This window comes from Cryobacterium sp. MP_M3, assembly GCF_015752155.1.
GTDB lineage: Bacteria > Actinomycetota > Actinomycetes > Actinomycetales > Microbacteriaceae > Cryobacterium.
In genome coordinates, this window is the sequence record NZ_JADOVI010000017.1 from 41,947 (window position 1) to 60,833 (window position 18,887).

Genomic DNA, 18,887 nt, shown 5'->3' on the forward strand with positions numbered 1-18,887 from the left:
AGAACATGACTGCCCGAACCCTCACCGTGCGCGATCTCGCCCAGATCGCCATCTTCGCCGCCCTCATCGCCGCCCTCGGGCTCCCCGGCGCCCTGACGATCGGCGCCGTCGCGGTGCCGATCACCTTCCAGACCCTGGGTGTGATGCTCGCCGGGGCGATCCTCGGTGCGCGCAAGGGCTTCTTCGCCGTGCTCCTCTTCCTCGTTCTCACTGCGGCCGGTCTCCCGCTGCTTTCCGGCGGGCGCGGCGGGCTCGTCTGGTTCACCACCTCGCCGTCGGCCGGCTATGTCTACGGCTGGCTCGCCGGGGTGGCCGTCATCGGCTACCTCACCGCGGTGCTGCTCCCCCGGTACCCGTTCTGGCCGGCCCTGGGGGCGACCGTCCTCGGCGGAATCGTCGTGGTCTACCTGCTGGGCGTGCCGGTGACCGCGGTCAACCTGGGCCTGCCGCTCTGGGCGGCGCTCGTCGACAGCGTCAAGTTCCTGCCCGGCGACGTGGCCAAGGCCGTCGTCACCGTGCTGGTCGCGCGACAGGTGCACAAGGCCTACCCCGGCCTGATCCCGGGCGCCCTCCGCCGCAAGCCGGCGATGACGGCGGGGCGCGCCGGTCGATGACCCGGATCACGTTCGACGGGGTGTCCCATTCCTATGGGGAGCGGAGTGTCCTGCGGGACATCCGGCTCGACCTCAGCGAGCACCGGATCGGGGTGGTCGGGGCGAACGGATCCGGCAAGTCTACCCTGGTGCGGATGATCAACGGGCTGATCACCCCCACCAGCGGCACCGTGAGCGTCGACGGCCTCAATGTGGCCCGGAACGCCCGGGAGGTGCGCCGACAGGTCGGTTTCATCTTCACCAACCCCGACAACCAGATCGTGATGCCGACGGTGCAGGAGGACGTGGCCTTCACCCTGCGACGGCGGGGGCTCACCCGCGAGCAGGTGGCCGAACGCACGGCGGCCGCCCTCGACCGGTTCGGTCTCAGCGCCCACGCCGACCACCCCGCCCACCGGCTCTCCGGCGGTCAGAAGCAGCTGCTGGCCCTGGCCGCCGTGCTCGTGGCGGAGCCGACAATCGTCGTGGCGGACGAGCCGACAACGCTTCTCGATGCCCGGAACGCCCGGCGGATCACCGAGCTCCTCCAGGAGATGAGCCAGCAGGTCATCGTCGTGACGCACCAGCTCGAGCTCCTAGCCGGGTTCGACCGTGTCGTCGTGATCGACGAGGGCGAGGTCGCCTTCGACGGCAGCCCGGATGCGGCCCTCGAATCCTACCGGGAGCTGCTCGCGTGAGGGTGCCGGACGAGTGGGGCCGGCCGTCGTGATCGGCCTCTACCACCCGGGATCCTCGATCATCCACCGCACGCCGACCCTGCTCAAGCTGCTGCTGCTGTCAGTCGGCGTGACCGTCGTCGGACTGCTCGGGCAGCCCTGGCAGTTGCTCGTCGCCCTCGGCGCCGTCTTCGGCCTCTACGTCGTGGCCGGCATCCCCCCTCGGCCGGCCTGGCAGCAGATCGGCCCGATCCTCTGGGTCCTCATCGTCGCCGTGCCGCTCCAGGCGTTGTTCGCCGGTTGGACGACGGCCGGCATGATGGCCGGTCGCCTGGTGGTCGCGGTCGCCCTGGCGGCCCTGTTCACCCTCACGACGACGGTCACGGCGGTTCTGGAAGGGTTCCAGGCGCTGCTGCACCCGTTCCGCCGCTGGATCGATGCGGACCGGGTCGGGCTGCTCGTCGCGCTCACCCTGCGCTGCATCCCGCTCGTCGCCGAGATCGTCGCGGAGGTGCTCGAGGCACGCAGGGCCAGAGGCACGCAGGGTTCCCTTCTCGCCCTGGCGGTTCCGGTGGTGGTGCGGTCGCTGTACGCCGCGGACGCGATCGGTGAGGCTCTGGTGGCGCGCGGGCTCGACGACTGAGCGCATCCGCTCTAGATTGGGAACCCGCACCGACCGTGCGCCCGACAGAAGAGGAACGATGTCCCAGACTGCGACCGCCGACGAGTCCCGGCCGGGCCGGATCCTGCGCCGGGTGCGCCTGATCGGCTGGGTGGCCCTCGCCGCGTTCGTACTCGCGATCGTCGTCTTCCTGGTCTGGGCCAACACCGTGCGCACCGTTGACCGGGGGGCCGCCGACAGGGTGTTCGCCAATCCGGCCGTCTCGGTGACCGACACCGCGAACGCGGTCGTCCTCGCCCCGAAATCGGGCGCATCCGGTGTCGGCCTCGTCTTCGTCCCGGGCGCGCGGGTGGACCCGTATGCCTACCTCTACAAACTCGCGGCAACGGTGGAAGGAACCGGGCTGACCGTCGTTATCACCAAGCCGGTGCTGAACCTCGCCATCCTCGACCTGCGGCCGCTCGACGCGTTCACCGAGGTCGCCCCCGGCGTCACGACCTGGCTGGTGGGCGGACACTCCCTCGGCGGAGTGCGGGCGTGCCTGTATGCCGACCAACCCCAGGTCGCCGGGCTGGTGCTCTTCGGAAGCTATTGCGCGGCCCCGCTGGCCAGGGATGACCTGCCCGTGCTGAGCCTCACGGGTAGCGCGGACGCCCTGAGCACCCCGGCGAAGATCGCCGACACTGCCGGGAGGCTCCCGGCGGACACCAGATTCGTGGAGATTCCGGGGGCCAACCACGCCCGGTTCGGCGACTACGGCGTAGAGGTCGGGGACGGCATCGCGACCGCCTCAACGGATGCCGTGGCCGCCGCGATCACCCGGAACCTCACTGCGTTCCTGGCCGATTCGACCTCCCGCTAGCACCAGACAGGAGTCCCACCATGCCCTCCCCCGTGACCGTCGACGAGTACCTGGATTCCCTCCCGGAGAACCTGGCCGCCATCGGCAGGACCCTGCAGGCGCAGTTCGATGAGGCGCTGCCGCGTGCGGACGGGCAGATGTGGCACGGCCACCCGGTCTGGCTCGCCGCGAAGACCCCGGTCGCCGGCTTCAAGGCGTATCCGGCCTACGTCACCCTGTTGCTGTGGCGAGGCCAGGACATCACGGACACCTCAGGCCGGCTGGAGGCCGCCGGTTCCGGCCGGATGAGTTCGGTGAAACTCCGCAGCAGCACCGATCTCGACCTTCCGCTCCAGGCGGACTGGCTCCGCCAGGTGCGCGAGCTCGGCACCAGATGACCCAGGGCGGGAAGCCCTCCCCTTTTCGGCAGGCCGCCGGCCGGACCCTCTTCAGAACGGCGGGTCATCGGGGAGGTCTGCCGCCGCGGCTCTCGGCGGCCCGGTCGGAAGTATCGTCGCGGGTTCGGTGGTGAAGTCCCGCCCGGTCGGGGAGGTCCAGGTGAGGATGCCGCCGGGGTGTTGGGCGACGGTCCACCGGGTCTGGGTTTTCAGGGCGTGGTTTGGCCTGCAGAGGTGGGCGAGGTTGTCGTGCGCGGTCTCACCGAGCAACCCCCAGTCATGGGAATGGTCGAGCTCCGCACCCCTCGCGGGCCGGTTGCAGCCTGGAAAGCGGCAGGTCTCATCGCGCAGGCGGAGGAAGCGGCGCATGGCCTTGGGGGTTTTGTACCGGTTCCTCCCGACGGAGAGGATCACCCCGGTCTCCGGGTGGGTGAGCAGCCGGGTGAAGCTCGGCGCCCTCGACGCCAGATCCCGCGCCGTGTCCGGATCGATCGGCCCATACCCTTCCAGGTACCCCGGTTCCTCGCTGTGGCCGAGGAGTGTCAGCACCGGGACGGTCACCTGCACGGTGGCCTTGACCCCGGTGCCGACACCGGTCGGGGTGACCCCGTGGATCAACAGGTCACTGAGCACATCGGTGCGCACCTGGGTCAACGTTCGCGTCTCCTCCGGACCCTGGAGGCTGGCGGCGAGGTCGGTGGCCCGGGTGAAGATCGCCTGCACCAGCTCCGCCCCCGTCGTCAGGTACAGGGTGGCCATCCCGTCGGCCCCGGCCTCCACGGACGAGGTACGATTCGCGATCGACCCCGCCCGCCGGGCCGTGATCGTCTCCGGGTGCAGGCGTTCCCGCAGCAACCGGGCCTTGTGCTTGAGCTTGGCCACGGTGAGGTGCTCGGCCGAGGGCAGCAGGGCTTGTTCGAACGCGGCCAGCCCCTCGACGGGGATCGACCAGGACTGGCCCACGATCGTCTGCGCATGCCGGTAACTGATCCGCCCCTCCGCCAACGCCGCCCGGGTGGCGGGGAGGTCCTTCACCAACGCCTGGCTCTCCGCGAGCAGGGTCTCCGCGGTGCGCTCCGGGATCCGGAGTGTGGCGGCGAGTTCGCTGGAGAGCTCCCGCTGCGCGATCTCCTCCCGGCTCCACCGGGACTGCAGGCTCAGCGGAATCGACGCGGCCTGCGCCTCGCTGAACCGGCGGGCCCGGTCGACAGCCTCGGCCCGCGCGGCGAAGCACCGGGCGATCGCCTTGTCCGCTGCCGCGACCTCGTCGAAGAGCAGTCCGAGCTGCTGCTGGGTGGTGCTCACCGGGATGGCCATACCCGCACACTACGACCAGCCACCGACATTCCCCGGGGCACAACCGGGCCTCACGAATGGGTGTGGATAAGCTGATCAAACCCGTTTTGTGGAGGACAAGTCGGGGGCGATTTCGACAGGCTCAATCACCGGCGGCGGTCGAGCTCTTCGAGACCAGGTGGGGAGATGTCGACAGACGCGGACCCCCTTGCCGCACCCATCCCGCCGGGCCACACTGGTCACACCAGCACCTACCCGAACCCGATCGCTGGAGGTACCACCATGAGCACACTCGTCGTCTACGACTCCAATTACGGCAACACGCGAATCGTGGCCGAGAAGATCGCCGCGGAACTCGGCGAAGGCACCGCTGTCGTCTCCGTTTCCGGCCTCACTCCCGAGCGCCTCACCGGCGTTGAACTCCTCGTCGTTGGCTGCCCCATCATCGGCTGGCGGCCGTCACCGCGGATGCAGGCCTTCCTCGCCCAGCTCGGCGTCGGAATGCTGCACGGCGTGAGGGCTGCGGCATTCGACACGCGCGTGCGCCTCTTCATCCACGGCGATGCCGCCGGCAAGATCTCCCACGCCCTGGAGCACGCCGGCGCCCACATCGTGGCCAAACCCCACGGCTTCATCGTCGAAGGGAGCGAAGGCCCGCTTGCCCCGGGCGAGCTCGACAAGGCCGCCGAATGGGCCGGCGCGATCATGCCCACCCTGCGGCGCTGAGCCTGGGCTCACACCGTCTCAGAGTTCACACCGTCGCCCGCGATGAGCGCCGACGCCTGGACCGCTTCGACCGACGAGGCCGTACGGCTCCGACCGCCGCCACCGGCGCCGTGATGCTGAACGGTGCCGCCCGCCGGCCGATCTGGTGAGTGGCCGGCCGCTGGCGCACGCCGGCCGGCCGCTGGGCCGCCCGAGAGAAGAACCAGGCCTTGGCGAACTCCACCAGCACCAGGTAGAGCACCGTCATCCCGGCCAGGGCCAGGAAGAACGGCACCGGCAGGGGCTCGAACCCGAGCAGGCCCGCGAGCGGCGAAAACGGAAGGAACACTCCGATCGCCACCACGGCGATGGCCGCTGCCGTCAACCCGAGTGACGGTCTGCTGCGCAGGAACGGGACCCGCCGGGTTCTGATCGCGAAGATGATCAGCGTCTGGGTGGCCAGGGACTCGATGAACCATCCCGCGCGGAACTCCCCTGGCGCCGCCTGGAAGACCCCCAGCATGAGCGCGAACGTCGCGAAATCGAACAGGGAGCTGATCGGACCGAACAACAGCATGAACCGGCGGATGAACGCGATGTTCCAGTGGGCCGGGGCGAGCAGTTGTTCCTTGTCGACGTGGTCGCCCGGAATGGCCAGCTGGCCCGCGTCGTACAGCAGGTTGTTCAGCAGGATCTGGCCGGGGAGCATGGGCAGGAAGCTGAGCGCCACGGACGCTGCCGCGGCGCTGAACATATTGCCGAAATTGCTGGAGGTGCCCATCAGCACGTACTTGATGGTGTTGGCGAAGATGCGCCGTCCCTCGATGACCCCGTCGGCGAGCACGCCGAGGTCTTTGTCCAGCAGCACCACGTCTGCGGCGTCCTTGGCGACATCCGTGGCGCTGTCCACGGAGATCCCGATGTCGGCGTCGTGGAGGGCCAGCGCATCGTTCACCCCGTCCCCGAGGAAACCGACCGCGCGCCCGTTTGCCCGGAGCAGCCTGATCACCCGGGCCTTCTGCTCGGGCGACACCCGGGCGAAAATGCTCGCCTCCTCGGCCGCCCTGCCGAGTTCGGAGTCGGACAGCCGGTCGATATCCGGTCCCGTGAGAGTGCCTCCTGAGACAAGCCCCAGGTCGGCGCACACCTTCTCGGCGACCCTGGCGTTGTCACCGGTGGCGATCTTCACCGTGATCCCCAGCGTGTTCAGGCGTTCCAGGGATTCGCGTGCGTTCTCCTTCGGCCGGTCCAGGAACACCAGGAAGCCCTGGAGAACGAGATCCCGCTCGTCGGCCGGGGAGATGCCGTTCCGGCCGGCGACCTCGCGCGTGGCAACGGCGACAACCCGGGCGCCGGCGTCGTATTGTTCGTCAAGCAGCGCCTGCGCCTCGGGGCGGATGCCTGTGCAGGCGCGCAGCACATCCTCCGGGGATCCCTTGGTCACCAGGAGCGCCTGCCCGTCCGGCCCGGTCACCAGTGCACTGGTCATCCGCCGTTCGTGATCGAAGGGGATGACGTCGAGCCGGCGGTACCCGGTGAGATCTATCCCGGCGGCCGGCGGCGACTCCCAGAGCGCCGCGTCCAGCGGGTTCTGCCCGATCGTGGAGATCGGCCCGGCCGCGTAGTCCACCTCGGTGGCGAGAAGCCCGAGCCGGAGCAGGTCATCGGCCGGGTCACCGGCCCGGGCCGGCAGCGCTGCGGTGAACGCGATCCGGCCCTCGGTCAGCGTTCCGGTCTTATCGGTCACGAGGACATCCATGTCCCCGAGATCCTCGATCGAGACCAGGCGTTTGACCAGCACTTTGCGCCGGGCCAGCTGTCTGGTGCCGGTTGCGAGGCTGGTGCTCACCACGGCCGGGAGCAACTGCGGCGTGATCCCGACGGCGATCGCCAGGGAGAAGAGCAGGGATTCGAGCAGCGGGCGCTGCAGCAGCAGGTTGGCGATGAGGATCAGCGAGGTCAGCGCCAGTGCCACCTGCAGCAACAGCACCGAGAATCTCCGGAGCCCGACCTGGAACTCGGTCTGCGGCTGGCGTTCGCCCAGGCCGAGGGCGATCCGGCCGAATTCGGCCAGTCCCCCGGTGGCGACGACAACCCCCGTGCAGCTGCCGGACTGGATCACCGTGCCCATCAGGATGCAAGAGGTGAGCTCGGCCAGCGCGCCGCCCGCCGCGACCGGCGCCGGGTCTTTCGACACCGGGAGCGACTCCCCGGTAAGGATGCTCTCGTCGCAGAGCAGATCCTCACAGGTGAGCAGCCGGATGTCGGCGGGGACGATGGCCCCGAGCCCGAGGTGCACCACGTCACCGGGGACGATCTCGACCACGTCGATCTGGGCCGGGGCGCCGCCGCGAAGAACGACGGCCCGGTGCGTGACCCGGCTGTGCAGCGCCTCGGCGGCCAGCTCCGCCCGGTACTCGTTGCTGAAACCCAGTCCGACGCTGGCCAGGAGGATGACCCCGATCACGATGGAATTGGTGAAGTCGCCAAGGAACAGGGAGAGACCGGCGGTGATGATGAGCAGGATCAGGATGGGGCTGCGCAGCTGCCGCCACAAGACGGACCAGACGCCCGCCTTGTGGGTGCGCACCGCGTTGGGCCCGTTCGCGATCAGCCGGCCGGCCGCGTCCGCCACGGTGAGCCCCGCGGAAGACGACCCCAGGTCATGCAGCACGTCCTCGGCCCGGCGGCTGGCCGCACCGGCCAGGGATTGGGTCACTACCGGGTCCGGCATTGTCAACGGCCTCCGCCGGTAGGGCGCCCTCGATGGCGCTACTGCAGAGACTAACCGAACCCGGCCCCGCCCGGGAGACACCGGATGCGGCCGCAACCGCGGCGACAGCGGGCACGAGGAAGGCCCCCGTCGAGATCGACGGGGGCCTTCGGGTGAGACGGGCCGGACGCTACTTGCTGGTGAGCGAGTCGACGTAGTCCTGGTGCTCGGAAATCCACTTCGCGACGACGGGGCCGTAGTCGCTGCCGTCGTACTTGACGAACATGGCGTCCTCGAGCGACTGCAGCTGGTCGAGGTCCATCTTGTAGCCCGCGAGCCAGCCGGCGGCCTTCGGGAAGTCCTTCTTGAAGTCGGACCTGGCGTAGGTGTGAAGGCTCTCGGTTGCCGCCAGTGCGCCCTCAGGGTCTTCGAGGGTCTTGATCGGCAGGGCGCTGTAGGCCCAGTGCGGCTGCCACAGAGTGACGACGATGTTCTCGCCGGCCTTGGTGGCCGCGGTCAGCTCGGTGAGCATCGCAGCCGTCGACGAGGTGACGAAGTCCATCTTCTTCAGGTCGTAGGCGGGGATGACCTTGTCGGTCGTCGCCGCGGTCAGGCCGGCGCCCGGCTCGATGCCCACGATCCGGTTGTCGAACTTGTCGGCGTTCGCGGCCAGGTCGGCAAGGGAATCGATCGGGGCGTCGGCGTTCACCGCGATGGTGAGCTTCGCCTTGTCGTTCCACGCGCCGAGGTCGACGATGTCGTCGCCGTACTCCTTGAGGTAGGAGGCGTGGGTGTCGGGCAGCCAGACGTCGAGGGTGGCGTCGTAATCGCCGGTGGAGAGGCCGGAGAACACGGGAGCGACATCCGCTTCCTCGAGCTTGACGTTGTAACCCTTCTTGTCGAGGATCGCCTTCCAGAGTTCGGAGGCGGCGACGCCCTCGTCCCAGCCGTTGAACACGGCGATGGTCATGTCCTTCTTGTCCTTGTTGCCGTGGCCGACACTCGAGTCCGCGGCCGTGCACCCGGTGAGGGCGAGGAGCCCGGCGGCGCCGATGGCGATCATGGTTTTCGAACGGTTCTTCATGGTTTCCTTACCTTGTCGCTGCTGGAGCGACCGAGTTCACGCTGGACGTGCACGGCATGGCCGCGCTGAACGGATGCGACAGCATCCGGGAAAAGCTGGGTCAGACGGCGACCGGCTCGTTTGTGCGGGCGGGAGCTTCGTCGGCGGCGACGGGGACGGCCCGAGGGCGACGTCGGAGAGAGCCGAAGAACCGGCCGAGCGGCGTGCCGCCCGTGCCGAGCGCGGCCGTCAACCGGTCGAGGTAGATCGCGAGGATCACCACGGCCAGGCCCGCTTCGAAGCCGAGCGCGACGTCGATCCGGTTCAGGCTGGCGACGACCTCGGCGCCGAGACCGCCGGCACCGACCATTCCGGAGATGACGACCATCGAGAGGGAGAGCATGATGACCTGGTTGATGCCGGCCATGATCGTCGGCATGGCCAGGGGAAGCTGGATCTGCCGCAGGATGCGCCACGGCGATGCGCCAAAGGCCTGGCCGGCCTCGACGACCTCGTGGTCGACGCCGCGGATGCCGAGCTCGGTGAGCCGCACTCCGGGTGCCATCGCGAAGATGATGGTCGCGACAATGCCGGGGACGACGCCGACCCGGAACAGGATGAGCGCCGGAATCAGGTAGACGAAGGCAGGCATGGTCTGCATGAAGTCGAGGATCGGCTTGATGATGCTCGAAGCGACCTTCGACTTGGCCGCCAGGATTCCCAGCGGCACGCTGAAGACGATGGCGAGGATGCTCGCGACGAGCACCAGCGCCAGGGTGTCCATGGCGTTTTCCCACTGGTCGACGCCGAGGATGACGAGCAGTCCGGCCACTGTGCCCAGGGTGAACTTCCAGCCCCTGGTGAAGTAGGCCAGCGCCGCGGCGACCACGATGATCACCCAGAACGGCGGTGAGACGAGGAGCACGTCGACGAGTTCGAAGGCGCCCTTGAACACGGCGCGGATGAAGTCGAAGAGGAACCCGAAGGTTTCGGTGATGTAGTCGATGAATCCCTCGACGATGGTGCCCAGGGGAAGTCGGAAGTCGTTCACAGTTCGGCTCCTTCCAGAGCGGTGTCGCGCAGGGTCTCGGTGATCACCTTGATGGAGATCGTGGCGGGAGGCTCGATCAGGGGCAGTTCGCCTGTGGTGGTGGTGACGTTGCCGAGGGCAGCCAGCAGGGTCACCCGGGGGATCACGCCGAGGAGCCGGTTCTTCGCATCAACGACGGCGATGGCCAGGTCGCTGCCGACCGACGGTTCGACCAGGTCGACCAGGGGGGTGTCCGGGGTGACCGAGGTGGCGTCGCCGCGGATGATGGAGCGCAGGTCGGTCTCGCCGGCCTTGACCTGGCGCAGCACGTCGCGGTCGCGGACGACTCCGGCGAAGCTGCGGTCCCGGTTGAGCACGAACGTCGCGGAGGTCTGCAGGTCCCGCATGGTGCGGAGAGCCGCGCGGGGGCCGGCCGTGATCGTCACGACGCTGCGGACCGGTTCCATCACGCTCGCCGCGGTGAGCACCCGGGCGCGGTCGACGTCCTGCACGAACTGGGCGACGTAGTCGTTGGCCGGGTCGGTCAGGATCTCCTCGGGTGTGCCGATCTGCACGATGCGCCCGTCGCGCATCACCGCGATCCGGTCGCCGAGGAACATCGCCTCATTGAGGTCGTGGGTGATGAAGATGATGGTCTTGCCGAGTTCGGCCTGCAGTTCGATCAGCTGTTCCTGCATTTCGCGGCGGATCAGCGGGTCGAGCGCGGAGAACGCCTCGTCCATCAGGAGAACGTCCGTGTCTGCGGCGAGGGCACGGCCGAGGCCGACTCGCTGCTGCATGCCACCGGAGAGTTCAGAGGGCAGGCTGTCGGCCCAGCCGTCGAGGCCGACCAGACGGATGATGGTGCTCGCGCGCTCCAGGCGCTCGGCCCGGGCGACGCCCTGCACCTCGAGCCCGTAGGCGACGTTGTCGATCACGGTGCGGTGCGGCAGAAGCGCGAAGTGCTGGAACACCATTGACACGTTGTTGCGGCGAACGTCACGCAGCTGCGTGGCCGGGATCCCGGTGATGGATTGCCCGGCGACCGTCACGGTGCCGGAGGTCGCGTCGAGCAGCCCGTTGAGCATGCGGATGAGGGTGGACTTGCCCGAACCGGACAGTCCCATCACGACGAAGATCTCTCCGCGTCGCACCTCGAAGGAGGCGTCGATGACGGCGGCGGTGCCCAGGGAGGCAACCTCGTCCCGGGTGGCCCCGGCGGTCAGTTTCTTGACCATTTCGTGCGGGCGGCGCCCGAACGCTTTGTACAGTCGATCGGCCTTGACGGCAATGGTTTCGGTCACGGATTCTCCGATGCACGACGGCGTGGCCGTTCTCACGGTCGACGATCGGGTGCACGCTTTGTCGAACGGGTGGGCCGTGACCGGCCCGGCACCATTCCGGCGGGGGCTGGGGCGACCATGGGGCCGACTCCATCAGAGCCTCACCGTACGCCCACGGCCGACAAGGCTGGCGGCATCGTGTTCGCGTTCTGGTGAAGGGTTGTTAGACCAAAGTGAACTCTAACACAATCCCCCTTTTTGGGGGGCCGATCCGCTGTGTCCGGCCCCCCTGCTTCCCGTCAGCGTGCCGGGGTCGACGCTCCCGCGAGCACCGGCGTCTCCGCCACGTCGGGGCGTTCGGCCGGCGAGACCGGGGCGCCGTGGTGCGCGATCATGGTCGTCTCGTCGAACGGGTCCTGGCGGTCGAGCACCCGGTCGACCTGGGCGCGGTCGATCTCCCTGGTCCACGATCCGATCAGCACGGTGGCCACCGCGTTTCCGGTGAAGTTGGTCAGTGCGCGGGCCTCGGACATGAACCGGTCGATGCCCACGATGAAGCCGACCCCGTCGAGCAGCTGCGGGGCGTGGGCCTGCAGTCCCGCGGCAAGAGTGGCCAGACCCGCGCCGGAGACGCCGGCCGCTCCCTTCGAAGCGATGATCATGAAGACGAGCAGCCCGATCTGCTCCCCCAGCTTCAGCGGCTGGTCCATCGCGGTGGCGATGAACAGCGAGGCCATGGTCAGGTAGATGGCCGTGCCGTCGAGGTTGAAGGAGTAGCCGGTGGGGACGGTGACGCCGACCACGGGCTTGGACACGCCCAGGTGCTCCATCTTGGCAATCAGGCGGGGCAGGGCCGCCTCGGAGGAGGAGGTGGAGAAGATGAGCAGGTACTCCCGGCCGAGGTAGCGCATCAGCTTGAAGATGTTGACGCCCGTGACGATTTTGAGCAGCCCGCCGAGGATGACCACGATGAACAGGGCGCAGGTCAGGTAGAACGCGCCCATCAAGGTGAAGAGACTGATCACTGCCTGGATGCCGGTGGAGCCGACGACCGCCGCGATCGCGCCGAAGGCGCCGATCGGCGCGAGCCACATCACCATGATCAGGATGCGGAAGACGAGCGCCTGCACGTGGGCGATGCCCTCGAGGATCGGCTTGCCGGCCTTGCCCATCTTCTGCAGAGCGAAACCGGCGATTAGGGCCACGAGGAGCGTCTGCAGGATGTTGCCGGCGGTGAGCGCGGAGAACAGCGTCGTCGGGATGATCCCGAGCAGGAAGCCCTGCGAGTCGGCGGCCACCGGCGCGGCATATTCGGCCGGTTTGAGGTTGAGGCCGGCACCGGGCTGGATCAGGTTGCCGACCAGCAGGCCGATGGCCAGGGCGAAGGTGGACATGACGAGGAAGTACCCGAGCGCCAGCCCGCCGATCTTGCCGACCGTGGCCGCCTTGGCGATCGACCCGATGCCGAGGATGATCGTGCAGAAGATGATCGGCGAGATCATCATCTTGATCAGGGCGATGAAGACATCGCCGAGCGGCTTGAGGGACACGGCGAAGCCGTCCGGGCCACCGAAGACCAGCCCGACGACGACGCCGAGCACGACGGCGATGATGACCGCCAGGTAGAGGTAGTGGGACTTGTCGATCCGTTTCGCCGGCTTGCCGGCGCGAGTTGCTCGCGGTGATGCCATGAAAGACTCCTTTGTCTAGTGTCTAGGCTTGAGGTGGACGCGAGGCGCCGACGACAATCCGTGGTGCGTTTCAGACTGGTCGACGAGGCGGCGTCCGTCACCGTTGCGGTCATACTGTTCACGATGCGAGAGCCGGGAGGCGGATGCGATGGGTCCCGGCTGGAGCATCGCCCGGCGCCTGTTCGTGGCGCACGCCCTGTTCATCGTGGTCGCGGCCTTGTTCGTCGGGGTGGCGTCGTTCGTCGACGCCCGGGACCGCGGCTACGCGGAGACTGAGCAGCGGATGCTGTCTGTCGCCACCGCCATCGCCGAGAACCCGCTCGTGCTCGAGGCCAGCCGTTCCGCCGACCCCAGCGGCCTCCTGCAGCCGTATGCCCTGCGGGTGACCCGTGACGGCGGCCTCGACTTCATCACGATCATGGCGCCGGACCGCATCCGGTGGACGCACCCCACCGCATCCGAGATCGGCCGGCCCTACATCGGCACGATCGGCAAAGCGCTGGCCGGCACCGCATTCACCGAGGTGACGACCGGCACGCTCGGGCCGTCGGTTCGCGCCGTCGTGCCGGTCGTCGACGACCAGGGCGTCGTGCGCGCCCTGGTGGCAGCCGGCGTCAAGACCAGCAACCTGTCGATCGCCCTCAGCGCGAGGCTCCCCGCCGTGCTCGGCCTGGCCCTGGCCTTGCTGCTGGCCGGGTCGGTGGCCACCTGGCTGCTCGGGCGCTACCTGCGCCGGGTCACCCTGGGCTGGGGTCCTGAGCAGCTCGCGCAGCTCTTCGTCTACTACGACTCGGTGCTGCATTCCGTGCGCGAAGGCCTGGTGCTGGTCGACCTCACCGGCGAGCTCGTGCTCTACAACGACCAGGCCGCCCGGTTGCTGGGCATCCCGGCCCGGCCGCCGGGGCAGGCCATCTCCCCCGGCAGCCCGACCCTCGCCCAGCTCGAGCTTCCGGCCGGCCTCGGCGAACTCCTCAGGAGCGGCCGGAGCGCCGTCGACGAGATCCACCTGACCGACACCCGGGTGCTCGTGGTCAGCCAGCAGCCGGCGCTGGCTCCCTCGGCGGGCCTCCGCCATCGGCCCCTTCCGATGGGGTGGGTCGCGACGATCCGCGACCACACCGAACTGCAGTCCCTGGGCACCGAACTGGCCTCGACGCGCACCCTGTCGGACGCCCTCCGTGCGCAGACCCACGAGCACGCCAACCGGCTGCACACCATCGTGTCCCTGATGGAGCTGGGCCGCGTTCCGGAAGCGCTCGACTTCGCCACGAACGACCTCGAGGTGAGCCAGCGGCTCACCGACGAGATGATCGGCTCCGTTGACGAACCCGTGCTCAGCGCCCTGCTGATGGGGAAGTTCGCCCAGGCGGCCGAGCTGGGCGTGCGGCTCACCGTGGACGCCTCGGGCACCCTGGCCGACTCCGGCCTGTCCGTCCAGGACCTGGTGACGGTCGTCGGCAACCTGATCGACAACGCCCTCGACGCCGCGGCTGGGGGCGAATCGCCGCGCGAGGTCCACCTGGCGGTGACCAGCGCCGGCGGCGACGTCGTCATCGAGGTGTCGGACAGCGGGCCGGGAGTGGATCCCGATGCCGTCGCGGATATCCTCCGCCACGGCTACAGCACGAAGGAACCGGGCGTTCACGGGCGCGGCCTGGGCCTGGCCCTGGTGCGCCAGGCCGTCAACCGTCTCGGCGGCACCCTCACCATCGAACGGCGGGGCGGCGCGGTGTTCACCGTCACGCTCCCCGGTGCGGCAACCCCGGCCGGCCGGACTGCCCCCCTCGCGACGGAGGCTGACTCTCGTGCCTGACACCGACATCCGGGTGCTCGTCGTCGAGGACGAGGCCATCGCCGCCGAGGCTCACACCGCGTACCTGGGCCGGCTGACCGGGTTCGTGCACGCCGGGACCGCCACCGACGGCCACACCGCCCTGCGCCTCCTGTCGGCCGCGGCCTCCCTCGGCCAGCCGATCGACCTTGTCCTGATGGATATGACCCTGCCCGACCTGCACGGCCTGGACGTGAGCCGGCGGATGCGTTCGGCCGGGCTGGTGACCGACATCATCGCGATCACGGCCGTGCGCGACCTGCAGGTCGTGCGCGGCGCGGTCGCCGCGGGGATTGTGCAGTACCTGATCAAGCCGTTCACCTATGCCACCTTCGCGCAGAAGCTGGCGCAGTACCGCGATTTTCGCCTCCAGCTCGGCACCCCGTCCGCGCTCACCTCGCAGACCGACGTCGACCAGGCCTTCGCAAGCCTCCGCACGCCCAGCGAACTGCCACGGCCCAAGGGACTGGCCGAGGGCACCCTCGTCGCCGTGGTCGACTTCGTGAAGACGAGCAGCCGGCCGATCTCGTCCAGCGAGGTCATGGACGAACTCGGGATGTCCCGGGTGACGGCCAGGCGCTACCTCGAGTACCTGGCCGACTCCGGTTCTGTGCTGCGCAGCCCCCGGTATGGCACTCCCGGTCGGCCCGAGAACGAGTACTCCTGGCGGCGGTAGCCCGGCCGAGGGGTCTTCCCGGTCACGGCCGGGTCGATGACGGCACCGGGCGCCGCAGCACCCCGAGCCGCAGCGACAGGTAGGACACCAGCGCGAGGGGAATCGGCAGCCAGTACTCAAGCAGCCGCCAGCCGATCACGGCGACCAGGGCGGTCGACGGCGGTGTGCCGAAGGCGATCAGGGCAGGCACGAGCACCCCCTCCACGATGCCCAGTCCACCGGGGGTCAGCGGCAGCAGGGCCAGGATGCCGCCCAGACCGTAAACGGTGAGGAGCGCGCCGATCCCGAGCGTGTGCCCGAGCGCGGCGAGCAGGACTCCGAGCGCCGCGGCGTCCAGTAACCAGTTGGCCGCGGCCAGGGTGAGCGCGATCGCCATCCGTCCGGGGTCGGTCACGAGTTCGACGACCTGCTCGGCGATCTTCCGCACGAACCCCTCGGCCTGGTCGGGGGTGACGAACGGGAGGCGGCCCACGGTCGCCCGAGCCCATGCGACCGCCCGGTCGGTGCGCCTGGTCAGCAGCCAGGCTCCCGCGATCACCCCGACCAGCAGCGCGAGCACGACGAGGATGGCGAGCAGGTAGAAGCCGCCGGTCGGCACCGCGGCGAGGGACAACGCGATGCCGACGACGAAGATCGCGCCCAGGACGAGGTTCGATCCCATCGTCTCGATCGTGGCGGTCATGAAGGCCCTCGCCCGGCGCACCCCGGCGCGCTGGAGCAGCCGGAACCGCACGGCGGCAGCGGTGGCGCCGCCGCCGGGAACAACGTGATTGATGCCCAGGTCGGTGATATCGATCCGGAGCAGGGTGAAGTAGGAGGGTCTGCCGGGCCCCAGGATGGCCACGGTCAGCGCGCTGAAAGCCACCAGCGTCGTGAGTTCCAGTGCCGCGGCCAGCAGCACGAGCGGCAGCGAGATCCGTTCGAGCGTGTAGAGGGCACGCCGCGCCTCGGCGAACTGCGGAACGACGACGAACCAGACCGTCAGGCCCAGGATGACCAGGGACAGCACGACCCTGAGCCACCGCGGCACCCGCGGGAACCGCCGGCCGTCGGAAGCCGGGACAGTGATCTGACGCATGGCGTTCGGTCGGAGCCGCTCAGTGTCCGGCGCGCTCCGCCAGGCCTCGCACATAGGCGGCCTGGCCGACGTGCTGCAGGTCGTCGACGATCACACTCACCAGCCGCACGGCCAGGGTGACCGGCGGAGTCCACCGGATGTCAACGATCCGGGCGAAGTCGGCCTCGGCCAGCGTCGCGAGATAGTCGATCGTGCGGGCATGCACCGCGTCGTGATACCCCGCCAGCAGTGCCGCATCCGAGCGAACGGCGCCCACCTCGTCGGCACTCTGGCCGTAGCCCGTGGCCGCCGGGTCGAAGGGCAGGGCGAGCCGTTCCGCCCAGCCCTCGCCGGTCCACACCTGTTCGGCGCCCCGCAGCTCGGCGAGGTGGTCGTCCTGCACTCGGGTGAGGTGCCAGATCAACCAGGCGATCGTGTTCGCACCGGGGTCGGGCCGGAAGGTGAGCACCTCGCTGCCGGCATCGCGCAGCACCGAATGCACGGCAGCGTTCACCCGCCCGAAGGAGTCCGTCACCAGCTCGATCGACAGCATCCGCGCTCCTTCGTCTTGTAGGGCACAGGCTAGTCCCGCCGCTCGTGCGCGCACTCGGGAAAAAGTAGGGCACTTCAAATGATAATCTCAGGTTGTGCGGCGTTTGACGACCCGGTCTCGCCGCTGGAACGGGTTCCTGGGGGCTTGTCTGGATGATTGATCTCGCACCGTCGATCTATCGTCAACGACTGGTGATCGAGGCGTACCCGCAGGAAGCGATCAGCGCCGACCAGATCACCCGGTATCTTGCCGGCCTGGCTCCGGTCCTGGACATGACCGCCCTGATCGAACCGGTGACGCATCGCAGCGACGCGTTCGGCTGGGCCGGTTGGACGCACTGGGAAACTTCGGGAGCGCATTTCTACGCCTGGGAGCAGCCCGTCCTCTTCTACAGCGTGGACATCTACACCTGCAAGGCATTCGACCCGCTCACCGCGGTCGAATACACGAAGGGCTTCTTCGGCAGCGACGACGCCGTCTACAAGGAGTTTTGATGACGGATCGGCGCGTCGTCGCGGAGACCGCCGAGTTCACGCCCAGCTACGACCTGTCCCTGGAAGAGGTCGGAGCCCTCACCGTGGGACTCCTGGCCTCCGTCGCCCGCGACTGGCCCGAGAAATACCGCTATATCGGAATCGAAATCGCCGGTGAGAGTCCGTTCTCCAACATCGCCCGCCATATCGAACGAGTCGTGTTCGAGGCGTCTTTCGGCAATGATGCCGCCCAGATGACGGCCGAATACGGCCCGTACGAGGCAGGCAGCGTCTTCTTCGTTTCGATCGACCGCTCCACCGGGATGCCGAGCGGAGCGCTCCGGATCATCGGCGATTCCCCGCAGGGCTTCAAGACCCTCAACGACGCCCGATCCGCGCCGTTTGGCATCCTGCCGGAGGACGTGGCGCGGCAGCACGCCATCGGCGACCGGGGCACCCTCTGGGACGTCGGGACCGTCGCGGTCCTGCCCGAGCACCGCAGCGGTGCGGGGGCCGTCAGCGTGCAGCTCTATCGCGCGATGTACCTGTCCGCGCTGCGGCAGGGAATCGACCATCTCGTGTCCATCATCGACGCGGTTCCGTTGCGGAAACTGGTCGACTATCTGGGCATCCCGTTCGTTCCACTTGCCGGCTCCGCGCCCGGACCCTACCTGGGGTCTCCGATGAGCCAGGCCGTGTACTGCCATGTCCCCGACTTCCAGCCCCGGACGAAACGGCATCGGTGGACGGCCAAGGGATTTCTCGCTCGGAAGGCCCTCGCCCGCCTGGCCAGGGGCAGCGAAGACGACGCGCTCAGCCTGATTCCCTGAACGAACCCTGCTCATCAGCTGTCCACGGACGGCCGACCGCGCGCCGGTCTCGAAAACCCGTGCACGAAAAAGGGCCGGATTCCTGTTCGCACAGGATTCCGGCCCTTCATGGTGCACCCCCCCGGACTTGAACCGGGAACCCACTGATTAAGAGTCAGTTGCTCTGCCAATTGAGCTAGGGATGCGTACCATGTTGCCAGTGGGCTGAGGACCCCGTCGTTACGAGTGGATGACGCTCTGCACGGTCGAGTTTACCCCGGTCTGGTTCCGCCTGTTGCCGGGTAGCTCCCGTTGCTTTGTGGAGAGTTTCTGGCGAGCGGGTCAAATTCGCCGCTCAGCCACCGGCACGTGGCCCCCTCCCCCGGAGAGTTGCGACTGAGTGCCGCGCGGGAGAGACCCGCCAGACTTCCATGGCCCGACACGACCACCAATCGTGCGTCGGGCGATAGTTGGCTCCGTCTGTTAGCGGCCATGCCAAACTGCCCATAGGCGGCCAGTAGAACTGCCCGTTGGTGGCCATGAGATCTGCCCACTTCTTGTTCTGAGCCCGACCGC

18 protein-coding genes and 1 tRNA gene are annotated in these 18,887 nt (G+C 68.6%); 10 read left to right on the forward strand and 9 right to left on the reverse strand.

The window, feature by feature from the left end:
• Window positions 1-5: 5 nt before the first annotated feature.
• The 5 genes from IWX89_RS15830 to IWX89_RS15850 are packed head-to-tail and all read left to right on the forward strand — an operon-like array spanning window position 6 to window position 3,131.
• Window positions 6-614, forward strand: coding sequence for a biotin transporter BioY (locus tag IWX89_RS15830; protein ID WP_196904503.1), 609 nt, complete (start codon window positions 6-8; stop codon window positions 612-614).
• Window positions 611-1,291, forward strand: a complete 681-nt coding sequence (locus IWX89_RS15835; protein WP_196904504.1) for an energy-coupling factor ABC transporter ATP-binding protein — start codon at window positions 611-613, stop codon at window positions 1,289-1,291. The genes IWX89_RS15830 and IWX89_RS15835 overlap by 4 nt, the downstream gene beginning before the upstream one ends.
• A 13-nt stretch (window positions 1,292-1,304) precedes the next feature.
• Entirely contained in the window at window positions 1,305-1,913 is a 609-nt protein-coding gene (locus IWX89_RS15840; RefSeq protein ID WP_196904505.1) for an energy-coupling factor transporter transmembrane protein EcfT, read from the forward strand.
• A gap of 58 nt (window positions 1,914-1,971) precedes the next feature.
• Window positions 1,972-2,754: an alpha/beta hydrolase gene (locus tag IWX89_RS15845; protein WP_196904506.1), complete on the forward strand. Its 783-nt coding sequence runs from the start codon at window positions 1,972-1,974 to the stop codon at window positions 2,752-2,754.
• A 20-nt stretch (window positions 2,755-2,774) separates the two neighbouring features.
• Window positions 2,775-3,131, forward strand: coding sequence for a DUF1801 domain-containing protein (locus IWX89_RS15850; RefSeq protein ID WP_196904507.1), 357 nt, complete (start codon window positions 2,775-2,777; stop codon window positions 3,129-3,131).
• Window positions 3,132-3,182: 51 nt separating this feature from the next.
• On the opposite strand, the gene IWX89_RS15855 is transcribed toward IWX89_RS15850, so the two are convergent.
• Entirely contained in the window at window positions 3,183-4,448 is a 1,266-nt protein-coding gene (locus tag IWX89_RS15855; RefSeq protein ID WP_196904508.1) for an HNH endonuclease signature motif containing protein, read from the reverse strand.
• A gap of 261 nt (window positions 4,449-4,709) precedes the next feature.
• On the opposite strand from IWX89_RS15855, the gene IWX89_RS15860 reads away from it, so the two are divergent.
• Entirely contained in the window at window positions 4,710-5,153 is a 444-nt protein-coding gene (locus IWX89_RS15860; protein WP_196904509.1) for a flavodoxin domain-containing protein, read from the forward strand.
• Between the two features lie 25 nt (window positions 5,154-5,178).
• On the opposite strand, the gene mgtA is transcribed toward IWX89_RS15860, so the two are convergent.
• The 5 genes from mgtA to IWX89_RS15885 form a co-directional block, all read right to left on the reverse strand.
• Entirely contained in the window at window positions 5,179-7,851 is a 2,673-nt protein-coding gene (gene mgtA / locus IWX89_RS15865; protein ID WP_307836596.1) for a magnesium-translocating P-type ATPase, read from the reverse strand.
• A 184-nt stretch (window positions 7,852-8,035) separates the two neighbouring features.
• A complete protein-coding gene (locus IWX89_RS15870) occupies window positions 8,036-8,929 on the reverse strand; it encodes a glycine betaine ABC transporter substrate-binding protein (protein WP_196904511.1) in 894 nt (297 codons plus the stop codon).
• Window positions 8,930-9,029: 100 nt separating this feature from the next.
• The gene (locus IWX89_RS15875) at window positions 9,030-9,959 is read right to left on the reverse strand and encodes a proline/glycine betaine ABC transporter permease (RefSeq protein WP_196904512.1); all 930 of its coding nucleotides are present in this window, start codon (window positions 9,957-9,959) and stop codon (window positions 9,030-9,032) included.
• Window positions 9,956-11,242, reverse strand: coding sequence for a glycine betaine/L-proline ABC transporter ATP-binding protein (locus tag IWX89_RS15880; protein WP_307836597.1), 1,287 nt, complete (start codon window positions 11,240-11,242; stop codon window positions 9,956-9,958). The genes IWX89_RS15875 and IWX89_RS15880 overlap by 4 nt, the downstream gene beginning before the upstream one ends.
• A gap of 278 nt (window positions 11,243-11,520) precedes the next feature.
• Window positions 11,521-12,912, reverse strand: coding sequence for a cation:dicarboxylate symporter family transporter (locus IWX89_RS15885; protein ID WP_196904513.1), 1,392 nt, complete (start codon window positions 12,910-12,912; stop codon window positions 11,521-11,523).
• 148 nt (window positions 12,913-13,060) lie between these two features.
• Between IWX89_RS15885 and IWX89_RS15890 the strand changes: the two genes are divergently transcribed.
• Window positions 13,061-14,725, forward strand: coding sequence for a sensor histidine kinase (locus tag IWX89_RS15890; RefSeq protein ID WP_196904514.1), 1,665 nt, complete (start codon window positions 13,061-13,063; stop codon window positions 14,723-14,725).
• Entirely contained in the window at window positions 14,718-15,419 is a 702-nt protein-coding gene (locus tag IWX89_RS15895) for a response regulator (protein ID WP_196904515.1), read from the forward strand. The genes IWX89_RS15890 and IWX89_RS15895 overlap by 8 nt, the downstream gene beginning before the upstream one ends.
• 22 nt (window positions 15,420-15,441) lie before the next feature.
• On the opposite strand, the gene IWX89_RS15900 is transcribed toward IWX89_RS15895, so the two are convergent.
• Both IWX89_RS15900 and IWX89_RS15905 read right to left on the reverse strand, forming a co-directional pair.
• Window positions 15,442-16,497: a lysylphosphatidylglycerol synthase transmembrane domain-containing protein gene (locus IWX89_RS15900; RefSeq protein WP_196904516.1), complete on the reverse strand. Its 1,056-nt coding sequence runs from the start codon at window positions 16,495-16,497 to the stop codon at window positions 15,442-15,444.
• A gap of 19 nt (window positions 16,498-16,516) precedes the next feature.
• Window positions 16,517-17,029, reverse strand: a complete 513-nt coding sequence (locus IWX89_RS15905) for a DinB family protein (protein ID WP_196904517.1) — start codon at window positions 17,027-17,029, stop codon at window positions 16,517-16,519.
• 152 nt (window positions 17,030-17,181) lie between these two features.
• On the opposite strand from IWX89_RS15905, the gene IWX89_RS15910 reads away from it, so the two are divergent.
• Both IWX89_RS15910 and IWX89_RS15915 read left to right on the forward strand, forming a co-directional pair.
• Complete coding sequence (locus tag IWX89_RS15910; RefSeq protein WP_196904518.1) at window positions 17,182-17,523, forward strand: S-adenosylmethionine decarboxylase; 342 nt, start codon at window positions 17,182-17,184, stop codon at window positions 17,521-17,523.
• Window positions 17,523-18,332, forward strand: coding sequence for a hypothetical protein (locus tag IWX89_RS15915; RefSeq protein ID WP_196904519.1), 810 nt, complete (start codon window positions 17,523-17,525; stop codon window positions 18,330-18,332). The genes IWX89_RS15910 and IWX89_RS15915 overlap by 1 nt, the downstream gene beginning before the upstream one ends.
• 109 nt (window positions 18,333-18,441) lie before the next feature.
• Here the strand turns inward: IWX89_RS15915 and IWX89_RS15920 are convergent.
• Window positions 18,442-18,517, reverse strand: a tRNA-Lys gene (locus IWX89_RS15920).
• Window positions 18,518-18,887: the final 370 nt, after the last annotated feature.

Bases quoted from the DNA above. Each gene is read 5' to 3' on its own strand.
- IWX89_RS15830 (WP_196904503.1), top strand. From the start codon at position 6: ATGACTGCCCGAACCCTCACCGTGCGCGATCTCGCCCAGATCGCCATC.
- IWX89_RS15835 (WP_196904504.1), top strand. From the start codon at position 611: ATGACCCGGATCACGTTCGACGGGGTGTCCCATTCCTATGGGGAGCGG.
- IWX89_RS15845 (WP_196904506.1), top strand. From the start codon at position 1,972: ATGTCCCAGACTGCGACCGCCGACGAGTCCCGGCCGGGCCGGATCCTG.
- IWX89_RS15850 (WP_196904507.1), top strand. From the start codon at position 2,775: ATGCCCTCCCCCGTGACCGTCGACGAGTACCTGGATTCCCTCCCGGAG.
- IWX89_RS15855 (WP_196904508.1), bottom strand. From the start codon at position 4,448: ATGGCCATCCCGGTGAGCACCACCCAGCAGCAGCTCGGACTGCTCTTC.
- IWX89_RS15860 (WP_196904509.1), top strand. From the start codon at position 4,710: ATGAGCACACTCGTCGTCTACGACTCCAATTACGGCAACACGCGAATC.
- IWX89_RS15870 (WP_196904511.1), bottom strand. From the start codon at position 8,929: ATGAAGAACCGTTCGAAAACCATGATCGCCATCGGCGCCGCCGGGCTC.
- IWX89_RS15885 (WP_196904513.1), bottom strand. From the start codon at position 12,912: ATGGCATCACCGCGAGCAACTCGCGCCGGCAAGCCGGCGAAACGGATC.
- IWX89_RS15890 (WP_196904514.1), top strand. From the start codon at position 13,061: ATGGGTCCCGGCTGGAGCATCGCCCGGCGCCTGTTCGTGGCGCACGCC.
- IWX89_RS15900 (WP_196904516.1), bottom strand. From the start codon at position 16,497: ATGCGTCAGATCACTGTCCCGGCTTCCGACGGCCGGCGGTTCCCGCGG.
- IWX89_RS15905 (WP_196904517.1), bottom strand. From the start codon at position 17,029: ATGCTGTCGATCGAGCTGGTGACGGACTCCTTCGGGCGGGTGAACGCT.
- IWX89_RS15910 (WP_196904518.1), top strand. From the start codon at position 17,182: ATGATTGATCTCGCACCGTCGATCTATCGTCAACGACTGGTGATCGAG.
- IWX89_RS15915 (WP_196904519.1), top strand. From the start codon at position 17,523: ATGACGGATCGGCGCGTCGTCGCGGAGACCGCCGAGTTCACGCCCAGC.